22 protein-coding genes are annotated in these 21,314 nt (G+C 38.1%); 12 read left to right on the forward strand and 10 right to left on the reverse strand.

Annotated elements, in window-relative coordinates; translation table 11 throughout:
- From CYP77_RS02760 to CYP77_RS02790, 6 genes are all read left to right on the forward strand, one after another.
- Nucleotides 1-633 (forward strand): helix-turn-helix domain-containing protein (locus tag CYP77_RS02760; protein WP_103567752.1); only part of this gene is annotated, 633 nt, incomplete at its 5' end.
- Between the two features lie 55 nt (nt 634-688).
- Complete coding sequence (gene hemW, locus CYP77_RS02765; RefSeq protein ID WP_103567753.1) at nt 689-1,735, forward strand: radical SAM family heme chaperone HemW; 1,047 nt, start codon at nt 689-691, stop codon at nt 1,733-1,735.
- A 67-nt stretch (nt 1,736-1,802) separates the two neighbouring features.
- Entirely contained in the window at nt 1,803-2,201 is a 399-nt protein-coding gene (gene tatB, locus CYP77_RS02775; protein WP_035142300.1) for a Sec-independent protein translocase protein TatB, read from the forward strand.
- Nucleotides 2,201-2,974 carry a twin-arginine translocase subunit TatC gene (tatC, locus tag CYP77_RS02780; protein ID WP_103567754.1) on the forward strand — a complete coding sequence of 258 codons (774 nt, stop codon included), beginning with the start codon at nt 2,201-2,203 and terminating at the stop codon, nt 2,972-2,974. Before tatB ends, tatC begins: the two co-directional genes overlap by 1 nt.
- Nucleotides 2,967-3,989: a tRNA preQ1(34) S-adenosylmethionine ribosyltransferase-isomerase QueA gene (queA, locus tag CYP77_RS02785; RefSeq protein ID WP_181001465.1), complete on the forward strand. Its 1,023-nt coding sequence runs from the start codon at nt 2,967-2,969 to the stop codon at nt 3,987-3,989. Before tatC ends, queA begins: the two co-directional genes overlap by 8 nt.
- Nucleotides 3,986-4,780, forward strand: a complete 795-nt coding sequence (locus tag CYP77_RS02790; protein WP_103567755.1) for a hypothetical protein — start codon at nt 3,986-3,988, stop codon at nt 4,778-4,780. The genes queA and CYP77_RS02790 overlap by 4 nt, the downstream gene beginning before the upstream one ends.
- Here the strand turns inward: CYP77_RS02790 and ruvX are convergent.
- The 4 genes from ruvX to ilvC are packed head-to-tail and all read right to left on the reverse strand — an operon-like array spanning nt 4,775 to nt 8,393.
- A complete protein-coding gene (gene ruvX, locus CYP77_RS02795; RefSeq protein ID WP_103567756.1) occupies nt 4,775-5,158 on the reverse strand; it encodes a Holliday junction resolvase RuvX in 384 nt (127 codons plus the stop codon). The genes CYP77_RS02790 and ruvX overlap by 6 nt on opposite strands.
- Nucleotides 5,155-5,922 (reverse strand): DNA-processing protein DprA, encoded by a 768-nt coding sequence (locus CYP77_RS02800; protein ID WP_103567757.1) that lies wholly within the window; start codon nt 5,920-5,922, stop codon nt 5,155-5,157. Before CYP77_RS02800 ends, ruvX begins: the two co-directional genes overlap by 4 nt.
- A complete protein-coding gene (locus CYP77_RS02805; RefSeq protein ID WP_103567758.1) occupies nt 5,919-7,367 on the reverse strand; it encodes a divergent polysaccharide deacetylase family protein in 1,449 nt (482 codons plus the stop codon). Before CYP77_RS02805 ends, CYP77_RS02800 begins: the two co-directional genes overlap by 4 nt.
- Before the next feature lie 3 nt (nt 7,368-7,370).
- Nucleotides 7,371-8,393, reverse strand: a complete 1,023-nt coding sequence (ilvC, locus tag CYP77_RS02810; protein WP_103567759.1) for a ketol-acid reductoisomerase — start codon at nt 8,391-8,393, stop codon at nt 7,371-7,373.
- Nucleotides 8,394-8,540: 147 nt separating this feature from the next.
- Between ilvC and CYP77_RS02815 the strand changes: the two genes are divergently transcribed.
- The 6 genes from CYP77_RS02815 (at nt 8,541) to rpsR (ending at nt 13,581) form a co-directional block, all read left to right on the forward strand.
- Nucleotides 8,541-9,359, forward strand: coding sequence for an HDOD domain-containing protein (locus CYP77_RS02815; RefSeq protein WP_103567760.1), 819 nt, complete (start codon nt 8,541-8,543; stop codon nt 9,357-9,359).
- Nucleotides 9,356-11,275, forward strand: a complete 1,920-nt coding sequence (locus CYP77_RS02820) for an RNB domain-containing ribonuclease (protein ID WP_103567761.1) — start codon at nt 9,356-9,358, stop codon at nt 11,273-11,275. Before CYP77_RS02815 ends, CYP77_RS02820 begins: the two co-directional genes overlap by 4 nt.
- Nucleotides 11,268-12,266 (forward strand): DNA polymerase III subunit delta, encoded by a 999-nt coding sequence (gene holA / locus CYP77_RS02825; RefSeq protein WP_103567762.1) that lies wholly within the window; start codon nt 11,268-11,270, stop codon nt 12,264-12,266. Before CYP77_RS02820 ends, holA begins: the two co-directional genes overlap by 8 nt.
- 77 nt (nt 12,267-12,343) lie before the next feature.
- Nucleotides 12,344-12,763: a 30S ribosomal protein S6 gene (gene rpsF, locus CYP77_RS02830; RefSeq protein WP_072594569.1), complete on the forward strand. Its 420-nt coding sequence runs from the start codon at nt 12,344-12,346 to the stop codon at nt 12,761-12,763.
- A gap of 13 nt (nt 12,764-12,776) precedes the next feature.
- Nucleotides 12,777-13,304, forward strand: coding sequence for a single-stranded DNA-binding protein (locus CYP77_RS02835; protein ID WP_087582545.1), 528 nt, complete (start codon nt 12,777-12,779; stop codon nt 13,302-13,304).
- 16 nt (nt 13,305-13,320) lie between these two features.
- Nucleotides 13,321-13,581 carry a 30S ribosomal protein S18 gene (rpsR, locus tag CYP77_RS02840; RefSeq protein WP_021089765.1) on the forward strand — a complete coding sequence of 87 codons (261 nt, stop codon included), beginning with the start codon at nt 13,321-13,323 and terminating at the stop codon, nt 13,579-13,581.
- A gap of 442 nt (nt 13,582-14,023) precedes the next feature.
- On the opposite strand, the gene hpf is transcribed toward rpsR, so the two are convergent.
- The 6 genes from hpf to fliW form a co-directional block, all read right to left on the reverse strand.
- A complete protein-coding gene (gene hpf / locus CYP77_RS02845; protein ID WP_004317788.1) occupies nt 14,024-14,551 on the reverse strand; it encodes a ribosome hibernation-promoting factor, HPF/YfiA family in 528 nt (175 codons plus the stop codon).
- An 80-nt stretch (nt 14,552-14,631) separates the two neighbouring features.
- On the reverse strand, nt 14,632-15,084 hold the full coding sequence (locus CYP77_RS02850; RefSeq protein ID WP_181001475.1) for a type II secretion system protein: 453 nt from the start codon (nt 15,082-15,084) through the stop codon (nt 14,632-14,634).
- A complete protein-coding gene (locus CYP77_RS02855) occupies nt 15,081-16,043 on the reverse strand; it encodes a prepilin-type N-terminal cleavage/methylation domain-containing protein (RefSeq protein WP_103568000.1) in 963 nt (320 codons plus the stop codon). The genes CYP77_RS02850 and CYP77_RS02855 overlap by 4 nt, the downstream gene beginning before the upstream one ends.
- On the reverse strand, nt 16,040-16,693 hold the full coding sequence (locus CYP77_RS02860; RefSeq protein ID WP_103568001.1) for a type II secretion system protein: 654 nt from the start codon (nt 16,691-16,693) through the stop codon (nt 16,040-16,042). The genes CYP77_RS02855 and CYP77_RS02860 overlap by 4 nt, the downstream gene beginning before the upstream one ends.
- Nucleotides 16,687-20,901 (reverse strand): hypothetical protein, encoded by a 4,215-nt coding sequence (locus CYP77_RS02865; protein WP_103568002.1) that lies wholly within the window; start codon nt 20,899-20,901, stop codon nt 16,687-16,689. Before CYP77_RS02865 ends, CYP77_RS02860 begins: the two co-directional genes overlap by 7 nt.
- A 53-nt stretch (nt 20,902-20,954) precedes the next feature.
- Nucleotides 20,955-21,314 (reverse strand): flagellar assembly protein FliW (gene fliW / locus CYP77_RS02870; protein ID WP_103599685.1); only part of this gene is annotated, 360 nt, incomplete at its 5' end.

The following is a 21,314-nucleotide window of genomic DNA, read 5'->3' on the forward strand; positions in this document are numbered from 1 at the left end:
GGACTGGTAAATGATAGCTTAAAAGGCGTTTTTGAATATCAAAATAAATTTTATAAAACTAAAACCTTGCTTTTTGAAGAGCACTACGCAAATAAGCTTGAAATTTTTAGTGAGCTTAGGCTTGAAGAGAAATTTGATCTTATAAAATACAAAAAAGATAAGGATCAAATTTGCGTTTTAAACGAGCTTGAGACAACAAATTTATATGATGGCATGATGAGAGAAATCTTTATAGAGTCAAAAATTTTAGAGCTTATCTACAAGAGCAAAGCTTTAAAAGATGAGAAAATTTGCTTTAGTAGCGACGAAGAAAAAGTGCTTTTAAAGGCTAAGAAAATCTTACTTACTCGCATGCAAAATCCCCCAAGCATCAAAGAGCTAGCCCATCTTTGCGGCACTAATGATTTTTGGCTTAAGAAAAATTTTAAACTCTTTTTTAAAGAGACGATCTATCAGCTTTTAGCAAAAGAGCGGCTAAAGCTGGCATATACTCTTTTAAAGCAAAATGATATCAGCATAAAAGAGGCTGCCAGCATCGTTGGCTACACAAATGCAGCACATTTTGCAAAAATTTTTAAAGGCACTTTTGGCTTTTTACCAAGCGAGCTAATAAGGCAAAAAAGCTACTTTTAAACTGCGCTAAATACCAAATTTCTTATAATCGCCAAAATTTAAATAAGAGAGAAATTTGCAAGTTTATATCCACGTGCCATTTTGCGAGAGCAAGTGTCCTTACTGCGCCTTTGGCTCAAGCGATGATGAATTTAAGAAAGTTAGCGACTATTTTAAGGCGCTTTGCCTTGATCTAAATTTTCAGCTAAAAAGCCAAAATGTAAAAGAAATTTCAACTATATTTTTTGGTGGCGGCACGCCAAGCGCGGTAAATGCTAAGCTTTATGATGAAATTTTTAGCATTTTAGCTCCACTTTGCATGCCTAAAACTGAGATCACATTTGAAGCAAATCCAAATTCTGCAAATTTAGCCTGGTTAAAGCATGTAAAAAATTTAGGCGCAAACCGCATAAGCTTTGGCGCTCAAAGCTTTTTTGAAGATAAGCTTAAATTTCTAGGGCGCATCCACAGCAAGGAGCAAATTTTTAAAGCAGTTGAAAATGCCCATACAGCTGGCTTTAAGAGCATAAATTTAGACCTCATCTACGACACTAAATTTGATACCAAAAAGCGCCTTTTGGCTGAGGCTGAAAATTTAAAAAGCCTTGCTATCACGCATCTAAGCGCCTACTCGCTCACACTTGAAGAAAACACCCCATTTGCTGGCAAAAAAAGCTATAAAAAAGATAGCGACACTTTGGCTAAATTTATGATAGAGCAGATCCAAAGGGCTGGCTTTAAGCAGTATGAAATTTCAAATTTCGGAGAAATTTGCAAGCACAATCTTGGCTACTGGCAAGGCAAAAACTACCTTGGCGTTGGGGCTTTTAGCGTGGGCTTTAAGGACGCCACCAGATACTACGCAAAAAATAGCATAGATGCCTATATCACGCAGCCAACGCATAGAGAAAGAGAAATTTTAAGCCAAAGCGAGCTAGCAAGAGAGCATATATTTTTAGGGCTTAGAAGCATCGTGGGCGTGGAAGCTGGGCGCTTAAATGAAGCTCAGAAAAAAAGGGCAAATTTACTTGTAGAAAATGAAAAACTGCTCTTTAAAGAGGGCAAATTTTACAACCCAAATTTCTTATTAAGCGACGAGATCGCACTCTTTATCGAGGGCTAAATTTATAAAAATTTGAGCAAAGTCAAGATAAAATACAAAGCTTAAATAAAATTTAACAGAGGCAAAAATGTTTGGAATGAGTTTTTCTGAGATCTTGGTCATCGCCGTGATCGCTGTGCTAGTTTTGGGCCCTGACAAGCTGCCAAGCGCTATGGTGCAGATCGCTAAATTTCTAAAGATGTTTAAAAAAGGTATAAACGACGCAAAATCAACTTTTGATCAAGAGATGAAGATAGCCGAGCTCAAAGAAGACGCTCAAAAATACAAAGAGAGCATAACTCAAAGTGCGCAAAGCGTGCGTAAAAAGCTCACATTTGAAGAGCTTGACGAGATCAAAAAAAGCGCAAGCGACGTCACTGAGAGCATACAAAACGTCGTAAGCGACACCAAAAAAACGGTAGAAAATATAAAAAATCCAACAAATTTAGTTAAAGATGCGATCTTAAACGATAAAAAAGAGGCGTGATGTTTGAAGAGTTAAGACCCCATTTAATCGAACTTAGAAAGAGGCTTTTTATAAGCATAGTAAGCGTTTTTGTCTGTTTTGGCATCTGTTTTACATTTTGGAATCCACTGCTTGCATGGATGAGCGAGCCGTTAAAGCAGGTCTTGCCAGCTGGCTCAAACATCATCTTTACTCAAATTCAAGAGCCATTTTTTACTGCGATGAAGGTCGCATTTTTTGCTGGCTTGGTGCTTGCTTTGCCTATCATTTTTTGGCAGTTTTGGCTATTTGTCGCACCTGGACTTTATGATAATGAAAAAAAATATGTGATCCCATTTGTCCTCTCTGCTTCATTTATGTTTGCGTGCGGGGCGGCGTTTTGCTACTATGTGGTCATCCCGCTTGGCTTTACATTTTTGGTAAATTTTGGCGGTCAGCTCTTTACAGCACTGCCAAGCATCGGCGAGTACGTGGGCTTTTTTACAAAGCTACTAATCGGTTTTGGAATTTCATTTGAGCTGCCAGTCATTACATTTTTCTTAGCAAAGATAGGCCTTGTCGATGACAAGATGCTAAAAGATTATTTCAGATACGCAGTAGTCGTCATCTTTATCTTTGCAGCCATCGTCACACCTCCAGATGTTATAAGTCAAATTTTAATGGCACTGCCACTCATCGGACTTTATGGAATTTCTATCATCGTAGCCAAAAAAGCTGGCAAAAGCGATGAAGACGAAGATGAGAAAAAAGAGGACGTCAAAGAGCAAATTGACGCCGATAGCGACGATGAGTGACATAAACGATATCTCAAGCTACGACTACTTTTTGCCTAACGAGCTCATCGCAAAAGAGCCAGTTTTGCCCAAAGAAGAGGCTAGACTGCTTGTTTATCTAAAAAAAACCAAAGAGATAAAACACTATAAATTTAAAGATCTAGCCAGCCTCATCCCAGATGACGCCGCGGTCATTTTTAACAATACAAAGGTAGTTAAGGCCCGCATTTTAGGACACAAACAAAGTGGCGGAGCTTGCGAAGTGATGCTAAATCAACCGCTTAATGATAATAAATTTAGCGTCTATATAAGGGGCAGAGTAAGTGTCGGTAGCGTTTTAAATTTCGCTGATAGCATAAAGGTAAATGTGCTTGAGCTAAATGATGATGGCTCAAGGGTGGTAAATTTCACCAAAGATGGCGTTATTTTAGATACGGCACGACTTTTTAGCGAGCTTGAAAAGATCGGTCACGTCCCGCTTCCGCCATATATCAAAAGGGCTGATACAAAGGACGATGAGAGCTGGTATCAAAGCATTTTTGCCAAAAATAGTGGTGCAGTCGCAGCTCCGACAGCTAGTTTGCACTTTAGCGAGCAGATGCTAGAGCAGATAAAGGCAAAGCACGAGGTCGCTTATATCACGCTTCACGTGGGCGCTGGGACATTTAAGGGCGTGGAGTGCCAAAACATAAATGACCACAAAATGCACTCTGAGTTTTATGAGCTAAGCGAAAAAGCTCAAGAGATCATAAACTCAAATAAGCCCATCCTTGGCGTTGGCACGACGGTTACTAGATGCGTTGAAGAATTTGCTAGAAGCAAGCAGCCAAGTGGCTTTTGCAAGCTATTTTTAAATTTAAATAATAGACCGATCAGGCAAAACTACCTTTTAACAAATTTTCATCTGCCAAAATCAACTCTAATCATGCTAGTTACTAGCTTCATAGGGCTTGAGGAGACGATGAGGATTTACGAAACGGCAGTTAGCGAAAAGTATAGATTTTACTCTTATGGCGATGGGATGCTTGTGATATGAAAAATGTCGATTTTGTCGCGCAAATGGAGCTTTTTTTAGAAGCACTTTTTAAGGACGCAACAGTTAGAAACAACGCCATCGTCTTTAACTACAACCCAAACTACCCACGCTATCTAAGCTTTGAAGCGCATAAGCTAATAGGCGCGATCAAAAATTTAAGCAAATTTTACTTAAATGACGTAAGCAACTCAAAACTACTCATATCCTTTACCCTAGTAAGCTATAGCCTAAGTTTGGTGCATTTTGACATACATATAAGATGCACTTCATGCCCGCAAAAGCCAAATGAGAGGCTAGTTAAAGAAGCTGGCGAGCTACTAAAAGAGCTAAATGCCAAGATGAGCGAAACTGAGGACGGCTTTAATATAAGCATAAGTGTGCCACTGCCAAAAAGCGGGACATTTAAAAGGCAAAGCGTCGAGATAGCAAGCCTCTTAGGCAAAAATGCGATCATTGCGTGCGATGATGAAAATTTATTTTTAACGCTCAGCCATGAGTTAAGCTTTACTGGGCTGAAGCTCAGCAAACAAAAGAGCTTTGAGAGTTTAAATTTACACATAAAAGATGCCATTTTTAAGCCAGACATCATCTTCGTGCAAAAGGAGTATCTAAGCGATAAAGCAAGGTTTGATGAGATGCTAACTTATCAAAAGCTTAAGAATTTCTACATCGTCATCATCAGCAAAGATGAAGCCAAAAGCATCAAAAGCGAGAAGATGACTACGCTTAGACAGCCATTTACTAGCGATAGTTTGCACGAGACTTTGGGGATAGTGGCTAGGAATCTATAAAATTTTTAGGTATCTCTTTAAGATAATGGCGGCTGAGACGCTATCAAGCCTGCCATCTCGCTTTGTGTTTGTGTAAATTTCACTTGCCTCGCTGCTGCTAAAGGCCTCGTCTTGATAGACGATCGCAGCTTCCACCTCCAAAAGTGAGACAAAATGCTCGATACGCCTTCTCATCTCATCTTCGCTGCTACCACCGATCGGAACGCCCACCACTAGCGTATTTGGAGCGTGTTCGTTCACCTTTTTACTCACATCTCTTGCGGCTTGGTTGCGATTTTTCCTAAGCACCGGCTCAAGCGGCGTCACGACCTCGCCAAAGCCAAAAGCAAGTCCTATGCGCTTTAGCCCAACATCGATCGCCATAAATTTCTCTCTCATAGCACACTTTTTACTCTTAAATTTGAAATTTCAACTAGCCCATCAAGCTCGTACTCATAAATGATCTCGCCAAATTTAGACAATGCCTCATCAAGGCTCACGCCGTTTTTACAAAATTTCACGATATCATCGTCCGTTTTTTGCACTTTTACCTCACCAAAAAGCGAGGCAAATTTAACGTAATCATTGATAAGCTCAGCCTTTTTGCTAGCTAACAAGGCATTTGTGCCGCTACTCTCATTTATGCGTTGCGGCAGGACAAAAACAGGGATTTTAAGCTCATTTGCCAACCTTGCGCTTTGCATAGAGCCGCTTCTTAGATCGGCTTGCGCGACGACTAGAGCCTGCGAGAGCCCCACAACTATGCGGTTTCGCTCTAAAAATCTATATGCGATCGGCGGCTCGCCCTCGTCATACTCACTCAAGGCCAGACCTTTGGCGTAAATTTCTTTTATCGCTGCTTTGTTTTGAGCTGGGTAGATGATGTCAAGGCCGCTAGCAAAGACACCGATAGTTCGTGGCATGGCGGCTTTATGAGCTGTGATATCCACACCGATAGCCCCACCGCTTACGACGCAGACATTTGCACTTTTTAGCGCTGCGCAAAGTGCCGTGACACACTCTTTTGTATAGACACTTGCCTTTCTTGAGCCAACGACTGCTACTTTTGGCATGCTAAGAAGCGAAGTATCGCCTATAAAATTTAGCTCTTTTGGGGGATTTTTTAGCCTATTTAGCGCCTCTGTGATGATTTCAAGCTTCATAAAATATCTTTTAGATAAACAACTTCTACATCTTTTAAGATATTGTTTTTGCTAGCTTTTATCACTGCGATCGTATTTTTCTTTGGATGTCCGATGGCGATCGCGTAGCCTCTTTTTTTGGCTAAATTTACAGCAGCCACAAGCTCACGTCTGACAGCACTAGCCGATGGATCATCATCTAAAAATATATCTCTTGAAATGTAAGGCTGATTATACTTTTTAGCAGCCCTTGCCACCACAGTTTGAGCGATAGTTTTGCTATCAACGAAGATAAAACCCTGCTCTATCAGCGCTCTATAAGCCTTGTCCATCGCGTCATAATCACTCGTAAATCGTGATCCTGTGTGATTGTTTGTATATTTTGCACGCGGGAAGTCCTTGCGTATCTTTTTTATCTTCTCAAGCATGCTCTCAAAACTCTCGTTTATCGTGAGAGTGCCTATCTCTGGGCTATCAAAGTGCTTTGCTTGCATCGGCAGATGTATCATATAAAACTCAAACGACCTAGCGATCGAAGGTGTATCTGGGTGAGTTTTTGTCGCTGGAAAAATGGACGGCGTTATCTTTAGACCGATTGACTTTACCATGCTAGCATGCTCAAATGTCGCCACATCATCGATTATTAGCACTAGCTTAGCACGCCCTTTTACGCTGCTATTTGGAGTAAATGGCACAACCGCAAAGTCATCTTTTTTCGCGCCCTCTTTTTGCGGTTTTTCGCTGTAAATTTGCTTTTTGGCTTTTTGATTAGGCTCGACCTCGCTTTTTTTAGCAGGTTCTGGTTTTAAAATTTCACTATGCTTTAAATTTTCTTTTATGCTTAAATTTGCTTCAGCGCTTTTATTTTGCTCTGTTTTTGTATCTGCTTTTACTTCATTTTTGCCTGCGTAAAATGGCTCGATTATTTGCTCGACCTTTAATTCTGGCTTTTCTTCACTCTTTGCTTCAGAGCTTGTATCTACGCTACTTTGCATATTTTTATATAAATTTGCAAGCAAATTTTTAGTATCGTTTTGCTCTTTTTTTGGCTCTTCTTTTTTAGCTTCTACTTTTACTTCAGGTTTTATCTCAGGAGTTATCTTTTTTTGCTCTTTTGGCTCAGTTTTTGGCTTTAGAGCAAGTTCGCTTTTGTGTTTAGGATCGGTAAAAATTTTACTTAAATTTTCATCTTCATCAAATTTTAGAGGGTATTTTCTCTTCTCATACTCTTGTTTTTTATCTTTGCTAGCAACTTTTTGCTCTGTTTTTTTTGAAATTTGCTTCTCGCTCTTTGGCTCATTTACTTTACTTATCTGCTCAACATCTTTGTTTTTGATGCTAAGAGCTGCGATGAGTGCTATTATCAAAATAGCAGCGATAACACCGATACCAAGGAAAATTTTATTATGATAGCGACCTGCACTCTTTTTTACAGGACGCTTCTTTGTAGTCTTTTTTTCGCTCAAGGCTTAGTTTTTGCTTTGATCTATAAGTTTGCCGTTAGTTATCCAAGGCATCATTGCGCGAAGTTTTTTACCAGTTTTATTTAGCAAGCTTCTCTCAGCTATACCGCGCTCAGCATTCATTCTAACATATCCTGCTTTTCTCTCTAGGATGAAGTCTTTTGCAAATTTGCCATTTTGAATTTCTTTTAAAACTTCTTTCATGGCTTTTCTGCTCTCTTCGCCAACTACTCTTACGCCGCTTACGTAGTCGCCGTATTCAGCTGTGTTTGAGATAGAGTAGCGCATATCAGCCATGCCACCTTGATACATTAGATCAACGATTAGTTTTAGCTCGTGTAAGCACTCAAAATACGCCATCTCAGGCTCATATCCAGCCTCTACAAGTGTATCAAAGCCAGCATTTACAAGTGCGCAAAGACCACCGCAAAGCACAGCTTGCTCACCAAATAAATCTGTTTCAGTTTCATCTTTAAATGTTGTCTCAATGATGCCAGTTCTACCGCCACCTATGCCGCAAGCATAGCTTAGAGCGATCTCTTTAGCCTTTCCACTTGCGTTTTGCTCAACAGCGATAAGATCAGGTATGCCGCCACCTCTTACAAATTCGCTTCTAACTGTGTGTCCTGGAGCTTTTGGAGCGATCATAATGACGTCTATGTTTGCTGGAGCTTTGATCTGTCCAAAATGAACGTTAAAACCATGTCCAAACGCGATAGCAGCATGATCTTTTAAATTTGGCTCGATCTCATTTTTATAAATTTCAGCTTGAAGCTCATCTGGTGTTAGGATCATAACTACATCAGCGCTTTTTGTAGCTTCGCTAACAGTTTTTACCTCAAAGCCCTTTGCCTCAGCCTTTATCCAGCTTTTGCCGCCTTTTGCAAGACCTATAACAACACTTACACCGTTATCTCTTAAATTTTCAGCGTGTGCGTGACCTTGTGAGCCAAAGCCAATGATCGCTACTTTTTTACTTTGAATAAGGCTTAAATCGCAGTCTTTATCATAATAAACATTTATAGCCATTGTTTCTCCTATTGTTAAAATTTGGCGAAATTATACATTTTAGCAACAAAAACGTTGCTGAAAAAGAGCAAAAAAGTATCTTTAAGTTTTATGCTGTAGCTTTTTGCTATAATGTGGCAAAATTTTTAACCAAAAGAGTCACTTTACATGAATGAATCAATTTTTAAAAAAATCAAAGCGCTTCCGCCACTAGACGACACTGTCATACAGATCCAGCGCCTACATGCTGACGAAAATAGCTCGATAAATGACCTCACAAAAGTGGTCGAGAAAGACCCTATGCTAACAGCAAATATCTTGCGTTCAGCAAACTCACCACTTTACGGTTTTTCTCAAGAGATCACAACTATCGCAAGAGCCATTTCACTTTTTGGTATGGCTACTATCCGCGGTTTTGCGCTATCAAGTGCCATTAAAAAGACCTTTTCTATAAATTTAGAGCCGTATGACATTACCGCACAAGATTTTTTAAATATCTCAATCATGCAAAATGCTTTGATGTATCACTGGTACTCAAAGATAAAACCTAAAAATCTAGAAATTCTCTCTCCTGCTTCATTTATGCTTGAAGTTGGCAAGATCGTTTTAGCACATGAGCTCACAGAAAACAACCAAGTTGCTGAGTTTAAAACAAAGTTAAAACAAATTTCATCTACCTATGACCTTGCACTTTTAGAGTCTGAAATTTTAGACATCACAAACGAAGAGGTTACAGCTCAAATTTTTGAGCAGTGGAATTTAGAGATCGAGCTTGGAAATTCTATCCTCTACTCAAACACTCCTGAAGAGGCACCTGATCATATAAAAGAGTATGCAAGGGCTCTAAAGGTAGTAAAAACAGCGGTTAATATCTTTAACCAGCTTGACGATGTAAGCGTAAATAACGCAACACTTCTTATAAATGAATATGGCTTTGAGAGAGATACATTTTTAATGGCTGTTAGCAAAGTCAAAGATAATTTGTGAAAGAATTTTTAACATCACTTCTAGTTGGCATCAAAGAAAAAGAGATATCAAATGAAGATAAAGAGATCTTACGTAATCTCCTAAACCTTGGTGCCGTAAGCTTACATAAAGATAAATTTTACCTAAACAACGGCTATGTCTGCGGCAAGCTAGACATCAGCCAAAACGCGACTGGCTTTATCATGCCATTTGACAAGCGCTTCAAGCAAGATATCATCGTCGAAAATAAAAATTTAAACAACTCTCACCTCGGCGATATCGTACTAGCAAAGCTTTTGCCACTTAAGAAAAAACGCCAAAGCGCTAAGATAGTGATGAGCCTAAAGCTTGCAAATGAGACTAGCGTGGTCTATACAAAACGCTTTGGAGCGGCCATTTTAGGGGTAAATTTAAAAACTGGACTAAGCACAACCCTAAAGGCAACTCAAAAAAGTCTAAAGATGCTCCCGCTTGGGACGCTACTAAAGATAAATAACCTAAACAACGAAATAGTCGAGGTTTTAGGAAATTTAGAAGATCCGCTAAGCGACGAGAAAATTTCGCTCGCTATTTATAATAAAAACGATAAATTTAGCGAGGCTTGCGAGCTTGAAGCAAAGGCATTTGGCGATGAAGTCGATGCTAGCATGTATCCAAACAGAGCCGATCTAAGAAATTTAGAGTTTTGCACGATCGATCCAGTCGATGCCAAAGACTTTGATGATGCCATATATTTTGATGAGAAAAAGCGCGAAATTTACGTAGCAATCGCTGATGTGAGCGAGTATGTGACCGCGTATAGCGCCATTGATAGCGAGGCTAAAAAAAGAGGCTTTTCTATCTATTTTCCGCACATCTCAGTGCCGATGTTGCCGCGCGCACTTAGTGAAAATATCTGCTCGCTAAAGCCAGATGTGCCGCGCCTTGCATTTTGTTTTAAAATTTCACTTGATGCAAACAACGAGGTAAAAAAAGAGGAGCTTTTTGAGGCGATCATCCTTTCAAAAAGGCGCTTTAACTACGACGAGATCGATGAAATTTTAGAAGGCAAAAGAGAGTGTGAAATTTCATGGATCAAGCCACTTTTTAAGCTCACCACGAAGCTTCGAAAAAAAAGGCTTTTGCACGCATTTGACTTTAGGACGAAAGAGCTTAGAATGAGCCTTGATGATGAGGGTCAAATTTCGCAAACTAGGTTTGAAAGCGACTCTGACTCACATAGACTAGTCGAGGACTGCATGCTTTTAGCAAACAAGGCCGCCGCAAAGCTCATCACAAAGGGCGTTTTTAGAAACCACGCTTCGCCTGATTTTAAAAAGATAGATACCTTGCTTGAGGACTTGCAGCTTTTGGGACTTGACTTTACCTACGAGAGTGACCTTGCAAATTTGATAAGAAAGATCCAAGCAAAGGCCGATAAACTAGGCAACCGCGAAGAGATAGACAAGCTCATCATCAAGTCACAAAAAAAGGCTGAATATTCAAGTGAAAATTTAGGCCACTTTGGGCTTGGATTTGATAGATATACACACTTTACAAGCCCTATTAGACGCTACTCTGACCTTATTTTGCACAGACTTTTAAAGGCTAAAATTTCAAAAGATGAGAAGCTTTACAACTTCTTACTTTTAAATATCCAAAGCACATGTGCAACCTTAAGCGAGCTTGAAAGAGAGGCTGACAAGGTAGCCTACGACTTTATGGATAGGAAATTTGCACGCTGGGCAGCCGCAAATATCGGCAAAGAGGTGCGTTGCTACGTTAGCGAAAACCAAAATGTTTTGGTTGCCAAGCTTGATGATCATTTTGTTGGCGCTAGGATTTTCATAACTGGATACAGCGCAAATTTACTTCAAAAGCTTGTCGTAAAGATCACAGAGGCCGACATCGCGAGTGCTAAAATTTTTGCAAAAGTGATAAGAAAGATCGATGTATAGAAAAGATTTGGAGCTAAATTTAGCAAATGCAAATTTAAACAACTACTTTTTGCTTTTTGGGGCGGACGAGTTTCAGATCGAGCTTTTTGGCAAGGAAATTTTAAGCTTTTATGCAAGCGAAGATGCAAATTTATTAAGCCTTTATTTTGACGAGTACAACTACGCGCAAGCAAGCTCTCACCTAAGCGAGCAGTCGCTCTTTGGCGGCAAAAATATCCTCTATATAAAAAGCGACAAAAAGATCCCAGTAAAAGAGCTAAAAGAGCTCATCTCGCTTTGCTCAAAAAGCCAGGATAACTACTTTTTATTTGAGCTTTATGAAGCCGATATGAAGCTAGTTTTTGATACGCAAAAGGCTTTTGGAACAAATTTTGCGAGATTTTTCAAGCCCTCAACTCCAGATGAGGCGATAAATTTACTAGCCAAAAACTCAGCCAAAATAGGCCTAAATATAACCAAAAACGCACTTTATGAGCTTTATTTTACGCATAATGAAAATTTATACCTTGCAGCAAGCGAACTTACAAAACTAAAGAGCCTAAACACCCACGTAGAACAAGATGATGTAAAAAGGCTGGTTTTTGGACTTGGTGGGATAAATTTTGATGATTTTTTTAATAAATTTATGGCTCTAAAAGATATAAAAAACGACTTTTTTACCTACTTAGAAGATCCAAATTTTAATGAAATTTTACTTCTAAACTCACTTTACAAAGCATTTTTTAGGCTATTTAAAATTTACTCTTACATCAAGATAAATGGCCGCTTAAATTTAGACGAAGCGATCGGCTATCAGCCACCTGTAAATGTCGCAAATTTGCTAAAAGCAAATAGCTTAAAGCTAAGTTTAAATGCCTATTTGGAGATATTTAAAACGCTAAATTTAGCCGAGCTAGAGCTAAAAACAAATACGAAAATGGATAAAGAAATTTTCGTATTATCAACCATTTTAAACCTCCAACACCTCATATCAACAGCAAATATTAAGTAAATTTAAGCTAAAATCCACCCTTGCTTAATGCAAAATCCTTGCTCACAAAGTGAGCTAAATATCCATAAGGAGAAAAAATGAAACATTACGAGCTTTTATTTATTCTTAAGCCGACATTGACGGAAGAGGAAGTTAAAGCTAAGGTTGATTTCGTAAAAGAAGTCATAACAAAAAACGGCGGCGAGATCGCTACTGTCGTTGAGATGGGCACTAGAAAACTAGCTTATGCCATCAAAAAATATGAGCGTGGAACATATTTTGTTATCTACTACAAAGCTCCACCAGCACTTCTTGCAGAGCTTACAAGAAACGTAAGGATCACTGAAGATATCATAAGATTTTTAAGCGTTAAATATGAAAACAAACGCGAAATCGCAGCTTGGGAAAGACTTTGCAAAGGTATCAAGCAAACTATTAAAAAAGAACCTCGCGAGCCAAGAGCACCACGCGAGCCAAGAGTTGAAAAAGTAGACGAGCAAACATTTACAGAAGAATAATCAAGGATAAAAAATGTTCAATAAAGTAGTATTAGTTGGAAATTTAACCAGAGATATAGAGCTTAGATATACTACTAGCGGCGTTGCCATAGGAAATTCTAGTATAGCTGTGACACGCAAAATCACCTCAAATGGGGAAAGAAGAGATGAGACTTGCTTTATTGATATATCATTTTTTGGCAAGAGTGCAGAGATAGCAAACCAATATCTCAACAAGGGATCGAAGCTGCTTATCGAAGGAAGACTTAAATTTGACCAATGGACCGACAATAACGGACAAAATCGCTCAAAACACTCTATCGCCGTTGAAAGCATGGAAATGCTTGGCTCAAATAACCAAACGCAACAAGGCGGATACTCTATGAATAGCCAAAACAGCGGTGGCTACGGACAACAAGGCGGATATCAAAATAACCAATATAACCGCCCGCAAGAGACTAGACCACAAGCTGCGCCGCAAAGAAAGCAAGAGAGTTATTCAGAAGTTCCTGATATAGACGTTGATGCTGATAGTTTCAACAATGAAGAAATACCGTTTTAATTTTAAAGGATAAAAAATGGCAGAAAAAAGAAAATATTCACGCAAATATTGCAAATTTACAGAAGCAAAAATTGATTTTATAGACTACAAAGACACTTCACTTTTGAAGTATTGCTTGTCAGAGAGATTTAAAATCATGCCAAGACGCCTAACTGGCACATCAAAAAGATACCAAGAGATGGTAGAAAAAGCGATCAAGAGAGCTCGCCACGCAGCTATCATACCTTACATAGTTGATCGCAAAGACGTAGCTACAAACCCTTTTGAAGGTCTATAATCCATAAATTTTAGCCCTTCTTTGGGCTAAAATCTTTTAAATTTAACTCTTATTTTTTACTATTTCTAAGTTTTTATAAAATTTGCTCATCAATATCTTAAATTTATAAATATTTTAAAATCACCAAGCTAGCCAAATTTGTTTAGATGTTGTCTGGTTTTTAAATTTACATCTTAAATTTCATCAAGCTTTGGAAAGCTTTTTTATAAATTTCACTCGCTAAATTCTTAAATTTATACATCACTTTTAAAACCACAAAATATTTCGCGAAGGCTTTAAATTTGGCTACGCATTTTATATTATTTGCAAGTTAAATTTATAGCTTGTCCATGAAATTTCCGCCGCACAATATAAAAACCTAGACAATACAAAATAAAATTTGAAATTTAAAAACAGCAAGTTAAAAATGGATAATAAATTTAGGGGCAAAGCGCCCCTAGTTTTAGTAAAGACCAAAAGTTCCGTCTGTTCTTTTGTAGATGACGCGCATTTTGGCATCGACATCGTTAAATACATAAAATTGTTTATCGCTTGATTTTAGTTTATCAAGTGCCTCTTCTACCTCAAGAGGTTTGTAAATTTCAAGCTCCATAGGCACGATCTCCTCGACACCTTCGATCTTTTCTTCGCCTATTCTTGAGCGAAATTCTTTATCATCGGCCTTACCTTTTACAGTAAATTTCTTATCATGTTCCCTTCTTAAAACTTTTGAAGCCTTTTCGATAGCAAGATCTATCGCCGCATAGAGATCTTTATCTTTTTGGCGGACGACTATCGTATCTTTATGTGCCATATTTAGAGAAAATTCTGCATTAAAGCCCTTTTTGCCTTGCTTTTCATCTGCTCCTACTACGCATCTTGCTGAGATGATGTCAAGGTTGTACTTGCCAAGGGTATCAAAAGCGTCTTGGATGTAGTTTTTGATGGGCTCTGTTAGTTCAAATTGTTTTCCTACAATGCTTATGTTCATCGCAATCTCCTTTATAGAAAGTAAGATGATTATAACACGACGAAACTAAAAGCAAATTAAAGTAAAATCTTTATAAAATTTTAAAGTTTTTGAAGAGTTCGTTTGTGAAAATTTATAGGATTTGAGGCTTTCCCCGGTTTTGAGCTGACAAATACATCGAGCATTATCGTACCTTGGTTTGCTCCTTTTACTATAACAGCATCTTTGTTTTTACAAGCATCTCCCATATCGCCAAAGTATTTTACATATACTTTAAAGGTAAAAAGCTCGCCAAATTCGCCATTTATTGGTTTGTCATCACTTGCTTCTTTGCTCTCATTTCCAAGACAAGTGACGCTAAAGTCATTGCTTATGATAGCTAGCATGGCGTACTCAGTCGCTGCGCGAGCTACTAGCTCACTTTGCTCTCTTAGATAAATTTCACTATTTTGCTTAACTGAAGTGCTAGCGATCGAAAGAGCCAGCATACAAATAGAGCTTGCGATAGCCACAAAAAATATCGCCGCAATGAGTGTAAAACCTCTCCTCATCAATAGACCGCCTTTGACTTGCAGATGGTTACCTCTGAGTTTTTTGCCCTCATGCAAAGTTTTAGCACGATGACGCCATTTTTTTCAGTAAAAACAAACCTCGTAACGTTTTTGGCAAGGGTTGCTTTTTCGCCATTTGGTTTATATTTTTCTCCCATCCATGGACGATAGTCGTAGTATAAATTTAGATCAAAGACGCCATTTGCAGTATCTTTTGGATCAGTACTTTGCTCTGATACTATGGCGTTTGCTGTGTAGGCTAGATGATACTGCTCTGAAATTTGCTTGCCACCAAAACCTGAAATTTCTAGAGTATCGCCATCAGTGCTTTTTACGCCAACTTTTGCTATGTCTAGATCAACAGGCATAGTTCCATTGCTATACCCAAAAGAGCTTTGTACATTGTAATAAACATCAGAAAATATCGCTACAACGCCGCCATCTTTATTTTCAAAATCCACACACCCACTCGCATCATCTTTGCAAGTTAGATCTTTTATGGTTTCAATGACTTCGGTGGTGAAATTACTTCCAGGACTTATCAGACCAGTTGCTGGCGAGCTATTAGCAAGATCTACGTAACCACTATATCTGCCTGCTTTTCCGCCCTGCTCTATGACATTGTCATTAGCATCAAGAGATATAACGTCATTAAAAATTTCATACGCATAGGGGATAAATTCTAAAATTTCATACTCGGCATTTAAATTTACCCCGCTATCATTTAGTGCCAAAAACTCTCCACTAGGTTTTCTAGCTATCACGCTTGGCTTTATGCGGTGCTCTAGCCTCTTTGAAATTTGCTCCAGTGCGATCTCTGTTTGCGTCTCGAGCTCATTTACTGTCCTTGTTTGAAAGTAGTTTGAGTAGATGTTCATTATCGCATTAAAGCTCATCATAGCGATGATACCAAGTACGACGATGACGACTACAAGCTCAAGAAGAGTAAAAGCTCTTTTCATTTCCACACTTTCGTATTTAGCGAGCCGCCCTCGCCTAGGTTAAAAGCGTAAGCTCTTAGCACCGATGTCGTCTCTTGTTTTGTGTCATTTTTGTATGAAGTTGCAGTTACTACTATCTCTTTTACGTCGCTGCTTTTTATTTTTAATGGTAATTTTGGCTTAAACCAGCCATTGCTCTCATTCACAATTACATTATAGTCTGAGCCAACTATATAGTCTCTATTTTGATTTGTTGTGTTTAAATTTTTATCCAATATTCTGCCATAGTAATCCACAGACCTCACTGCCGCATCAGGTGCTAGATCTGGTGAATTTTCATAGGCAAAAACTCTATGTCCGTCGCCTGTTATTTTATTTATCTTATAAAATTCGTTTCTATGATCACCTGGCTTTAAGATGATAGGAAAAAAGTAGGCTGTCTCAGCGCTACTGCCGCCGATATTTGTCGAGACCTTGATGACCTTGTCGCTAAAAGGAGCTTTTAAGATAAGCCCCATATACGTCTTAGCATTCATCAAACTCTCTTGCGTAACTGCCTTTTGATTTAGCTCAGATGTGGTCTTTAGCGCAAGCGGTATCGACGTGCTGATGATCGCCACAACGACTATCGAGAGGATAAGCTCTATAAGAGAAAAGCCTCTTTTTACCAAGAAATTCTCCTATTTGTCTTATCGCTTAGATCGTTAAAGTTGTTTTCGCCGCCTATGACATTTCCCACATCACCTTTACTAGAGCCACTTTTTAGCGTCTTGCCAGCCCAGTCGCCATTTGGCACGAGAAATTTCAGCGTAAAATCATTTGTCGCTGCATCTTTGTCAAATTCATTATATATGAGCCAGTTTTTCGTATGCATCTTGGCTATATCCGTAACTGCTCGGTCATTTTTTACATAAATGTAGCTGATGCCGTCACTAAGTGCTGTCTCTTTTGCTGTATCTCGCGTAGTGTGATTTGAAAAGCTGTAACTATCGACATTGCCATAACTAGCATCGTGCAGAGGATTTACATACCATGAGTGCGTACCAGCAAACTCCTCCCAGCGAGCGCTTGATCCTGGCTTTTGCAACATAAATTTACTCTTGTCGCAGCCATTACAATACACTCCGTAGTAAATTTTTGCCTTAAAGCCAGTGTTTGGCCCCTCATAGTAAGGTGCGTATGTCCTAGCGTAGTAAAATTTTGCAGATGTTTTTGTAGTTGGCTTTTTGTAATTGCCATTATTTTTTGTTTTATTTGCATCGACTAAACTTTCAAACGTGAAAGTATCACTTGTTACCTCAAAAGGATTTTTTGCTACATTTTTTTCGCGTTTGAAATTAAATTTTAAATTTACATCAGCATAGCCACCTTTAAACGCTTCTTTTTTGACTTCAAAGAGGCCTTCGTGTAAAGAAGATGGATTTACTTTTTCGACTTTACTAGCATCAAGATTGCCAAAAAACAAAATTTCACTATTTAGCTTAGCTAGTCCATCTGTGTCGTTTTTTAGTAAGGTACCATTGTTATCAGTATAGCCATTTATCATTTCTCCTACTTTTATCTTAAAGCGTGTATTGTTTGAGTAACAACCGTCTTTATATAAAAGTGCAGGATTATCATCAAAAAGTCGAGCTTTTACTTTAAAACTCAAGATAGGAGTAAAGCTCGCACTGTTTTCATTTGCGATGTAGCTAATGCCTCTTGGCAAAATTTTAAACTCGCTTACTTCAAGATCATTTGGCTCAAAACCAAATTTTTTCTCACCAAATTCTATATCGCAACCAACCTTGCCTTCGGTATTTTCATTATTGTCACTCTTATCAAGCACGCAGTCGCTATCTTGTGGTGGAGTTTTTTTATCTATACTTGTATAGCTTTTATCCACCACATAAAATTTAGCATTTCCGATATCAGAGAAAGAAAATCCCTCTTTATTTGTTTTTAAGTTAGTTATAACACCTACTGCTTTTGCTGGATTGTCAAAGGCTATCTTTAGTTTATTGTCTTCACTTAGTTTCTTTTTTGTATCTTCAGTGATTATGCATCCTGCCTTATCCACAGGCAAGATTGATACATTGTTTTCTGTATAACGATTTACACCTGTTACAGAGCTACCTGCGATTAAGGTATTTGTATATCCATTTGCAAGAGTTGTCTTGTCCATATTATAAGCGGCCAAAGTTATATCCTTATAGTCCTTTCCTCCCACAAGTACGTTACTACCATTATATACACCGCCACTGCCTGACTTATCATATAACCGAAACATAGCTGGCCTTACAGCAAATGCATCAAAAGCTTCACACGCTACTACATCTTGATTTTTTGGTTTGCTATGGTACTTTAGCTTGACATGAAGTTTTCTATAAGGTCTTGGAACGGTTACTTTTACTTCTTCAGTGTCTTTACTTGCAAAATGAAGTGTTACAGGATGCCCTAATACAGAATTTTCACTACCGCAGTTCTCTACAAGTTTAAGATCTACATCAGTAGGCGAATCAGGCGCTTTTGCCTTTCCATCTATCTCACTATAGTTTGTGATGTATATACTAAAAGGTTTTTTTGCTATCTTTGTAAAAAGCCTGTTTTTATAATCTCCATTTGAATTATCATCTTTTTTGCTTCGTGGATAGAAGTCATTTTCTTCTTCCTCTACGATCTTTAGATTAGGCGATGTTGGAGTACATTCGCTTATCCTATCATCAAACTTCAAGCCTGCATCACTATTTTGAAATTTAGCCTCGTATCTTGTTTTTTTGTACTCTTTTTCTATCACGCCTATAAACTGAACTCTTGCATAGTTTTGACGACCATGCGTTAGCTCTCCACCTACTGCATGACTTGCATTTTTGCCTATTTTATATTCTAAAGTTTGACTATCAATTCTGTTTAGATTTTCATTAGTATCGCTAGTAAGCGTGGTCCAGTTTTCTGAATTTTGGTTCGTATCAGATATTATCACTTTACTAGTTCTTAAATTAGTAGAAGTGTCCTTGTAGCTCATAAATTCAGGTTTTAAATTTACTCTTAAGATAGAGCCATAAGCATCCTCGCTACCTCCATTTTCAACTGTTACAGTAGTCCTTACCAAGGAGCCTTTTTTTACGATAGTTGCTTCACCAGAACTGCCTTTTAACTTTACAGGTATCCAGCTAGCACCTTTATCTCTACTGACCTCAAGCTTTTCTGTATAGCACACTTTAGGATTATAGAGCAAGGTAGAAAATGCAACCATACCTATGTTTTGTCTATCACCATGAAAGTTATTGTCCTGATCACGCTCGCCAGTAACTTGAAACTGCACTTCTACTTCTGTTTGCCTAGGTTTCATTTTGTCAGAAATGTCAAACAAATCAAGATCCATCTGTCCATTATAAATTTTTCTATCATTCACAGGTTTATTAAACCTAGCAATAGAAGAGTTAAACTGATTACCTTTTGGATTTTGTAAATTTAACGGAGACCAGACACTTTCAAAAACACCACCATGCTTTACTGCTATATCATCACCGCTTACTTCTTTTCTACCTCCAAAACTAAAAAGAGCCAAAGTAGATTTTTTATCTCCACTCGGTGGTGTATAAAAACCATCAAATTTCAATTCTGCCGTACTAACTCCAACTCCGCCAGGATAGATATTTGCCATACCATCATAGATATTTACAGCTTTTGGCTCTACACCATTTCTTTCACCTGCTTCTTCAAGGTCATAGACGATAGCTAAGCTCCAGCCGCCAAACTGAGAAGGTATGTAAGATTTTTGCCACTCACCATCAGCATACAAAACTGAACCATATGATGTATTTAGATCTCTTTTTTCATTACTTATTTTAATGCTATATTCTTTTTTATAGTTTTTAAAGACTGTTGAAACGATACCACCTACAGCAAATGTCCTACTTGCATCATCCTTACCAAAGCTAGCTTTTACTAAGTTAGTCACATCTGCACTTGCTTGATAGATAAAGTATGAGGCACCGCTTCTAAAGCCAACTGTTGAGTGCTTAGCGTTACCAAGACGATCTGTATAAAGTGGCTTGGTAAATTGATTAGGTTTAGCTGGAGTGCTGCAACCACCTCTATTTTCTGGATGATTTGGATCATAACAATACAAATAGAAAGTATCTTTTGGCACAGTAGTCTCAAAGTAAGGAGTAAAAGAGCCTTCCCACTTTATATCTTCAGGTTTTGCAGTCACAGTGTTTATATTTCCATCAGGTGTTTTAAATTTAACCTTTGAGTATCCAAACATATTTTTATATATAACATCTAGCATGCCATGGTTAATATTCCACTCGTTATATACTGCCCCACCCCAGTAGAGTCTAGCATACTTAATATTTTCACCAACTGTGCTATTTTTTTCATAGTTGCTTTTACCATCAAAAGTAAAGGTGGCTCGAGATGAGTTTTTAAACAAATCTCTATCGATACTAGGTTCTTCATTAACATATTTTTTTTCTATTACTTGAGATGTTTGTGATAATTTATCTGAACCGCCTACATTTTTATGAGGTACAAAGTCATAACCATCAACTTTTGGTATGATGACACTTGCTCCAATAATATCAACATCACCAATAACTCTTCTAAAATGTTTTCTTAACGTAGGTTTATTCTTATCATTATTATCATCCCTACTACCAACTAAATATGCTGGTATGCTTTCAGATGCAGTTGGATTATTAGTAAAAATTACATCAGTACTTCCACTAGAAACACAGTGTTTAATCCCATCATAATCAATTCTACAAGTGTTTCCAGCACAGCTATCTTCTTCAGCATGAGTACACGCCCTAACAGTAGTTGGCATATTAAATTCACCAGCATCACCAAAAACATAGATAAAAGATAAAAGAATAAAAAAAAGAATTTTCAAATTACAATCTCCCTAATGTAATTAGAGCTAAGAGCTCTAAACGTCCTTGTTTCTTACTTTTGTATGAAATTTTCTATCATTTCAGCTTGTCCGTATTGTGGATATTTTGTAACGTCAAGCACTACTTGAGATAAAGTCATATTGTCCATATTGCAAACGATAGGAGCTACGAAATTCACGGTTGATTTCTCAAGTGGAAGCGCAACTACGATGATGTTGTAAATTCTAAGTTGTGAGCTCTCTTTAATGTCCATAAGCTCTTCATAGTAGCTTGGGATGTCAAATTCATAACTTCTTAACGCGAAAGGATTTATCATTGTAAAAGATGTTTCGTCATCTTTACTCGCTAGCTTAACAAAAAATTTATCGAGCTCAATAAGTTCCATCGTCTTGATATGCTCGAAGCCTAAAAT

The organism is Campylobacter concisus, from assembly GCF_002913865.1.
In the GTDB taxonomy this organism is placed as follows: Bacteria; Campylobacterota; Campylobacteria; order Campylobacterales; family Campylobacteraceae; genus Campylobacter_A; species Campylobacter_A concisus_AM.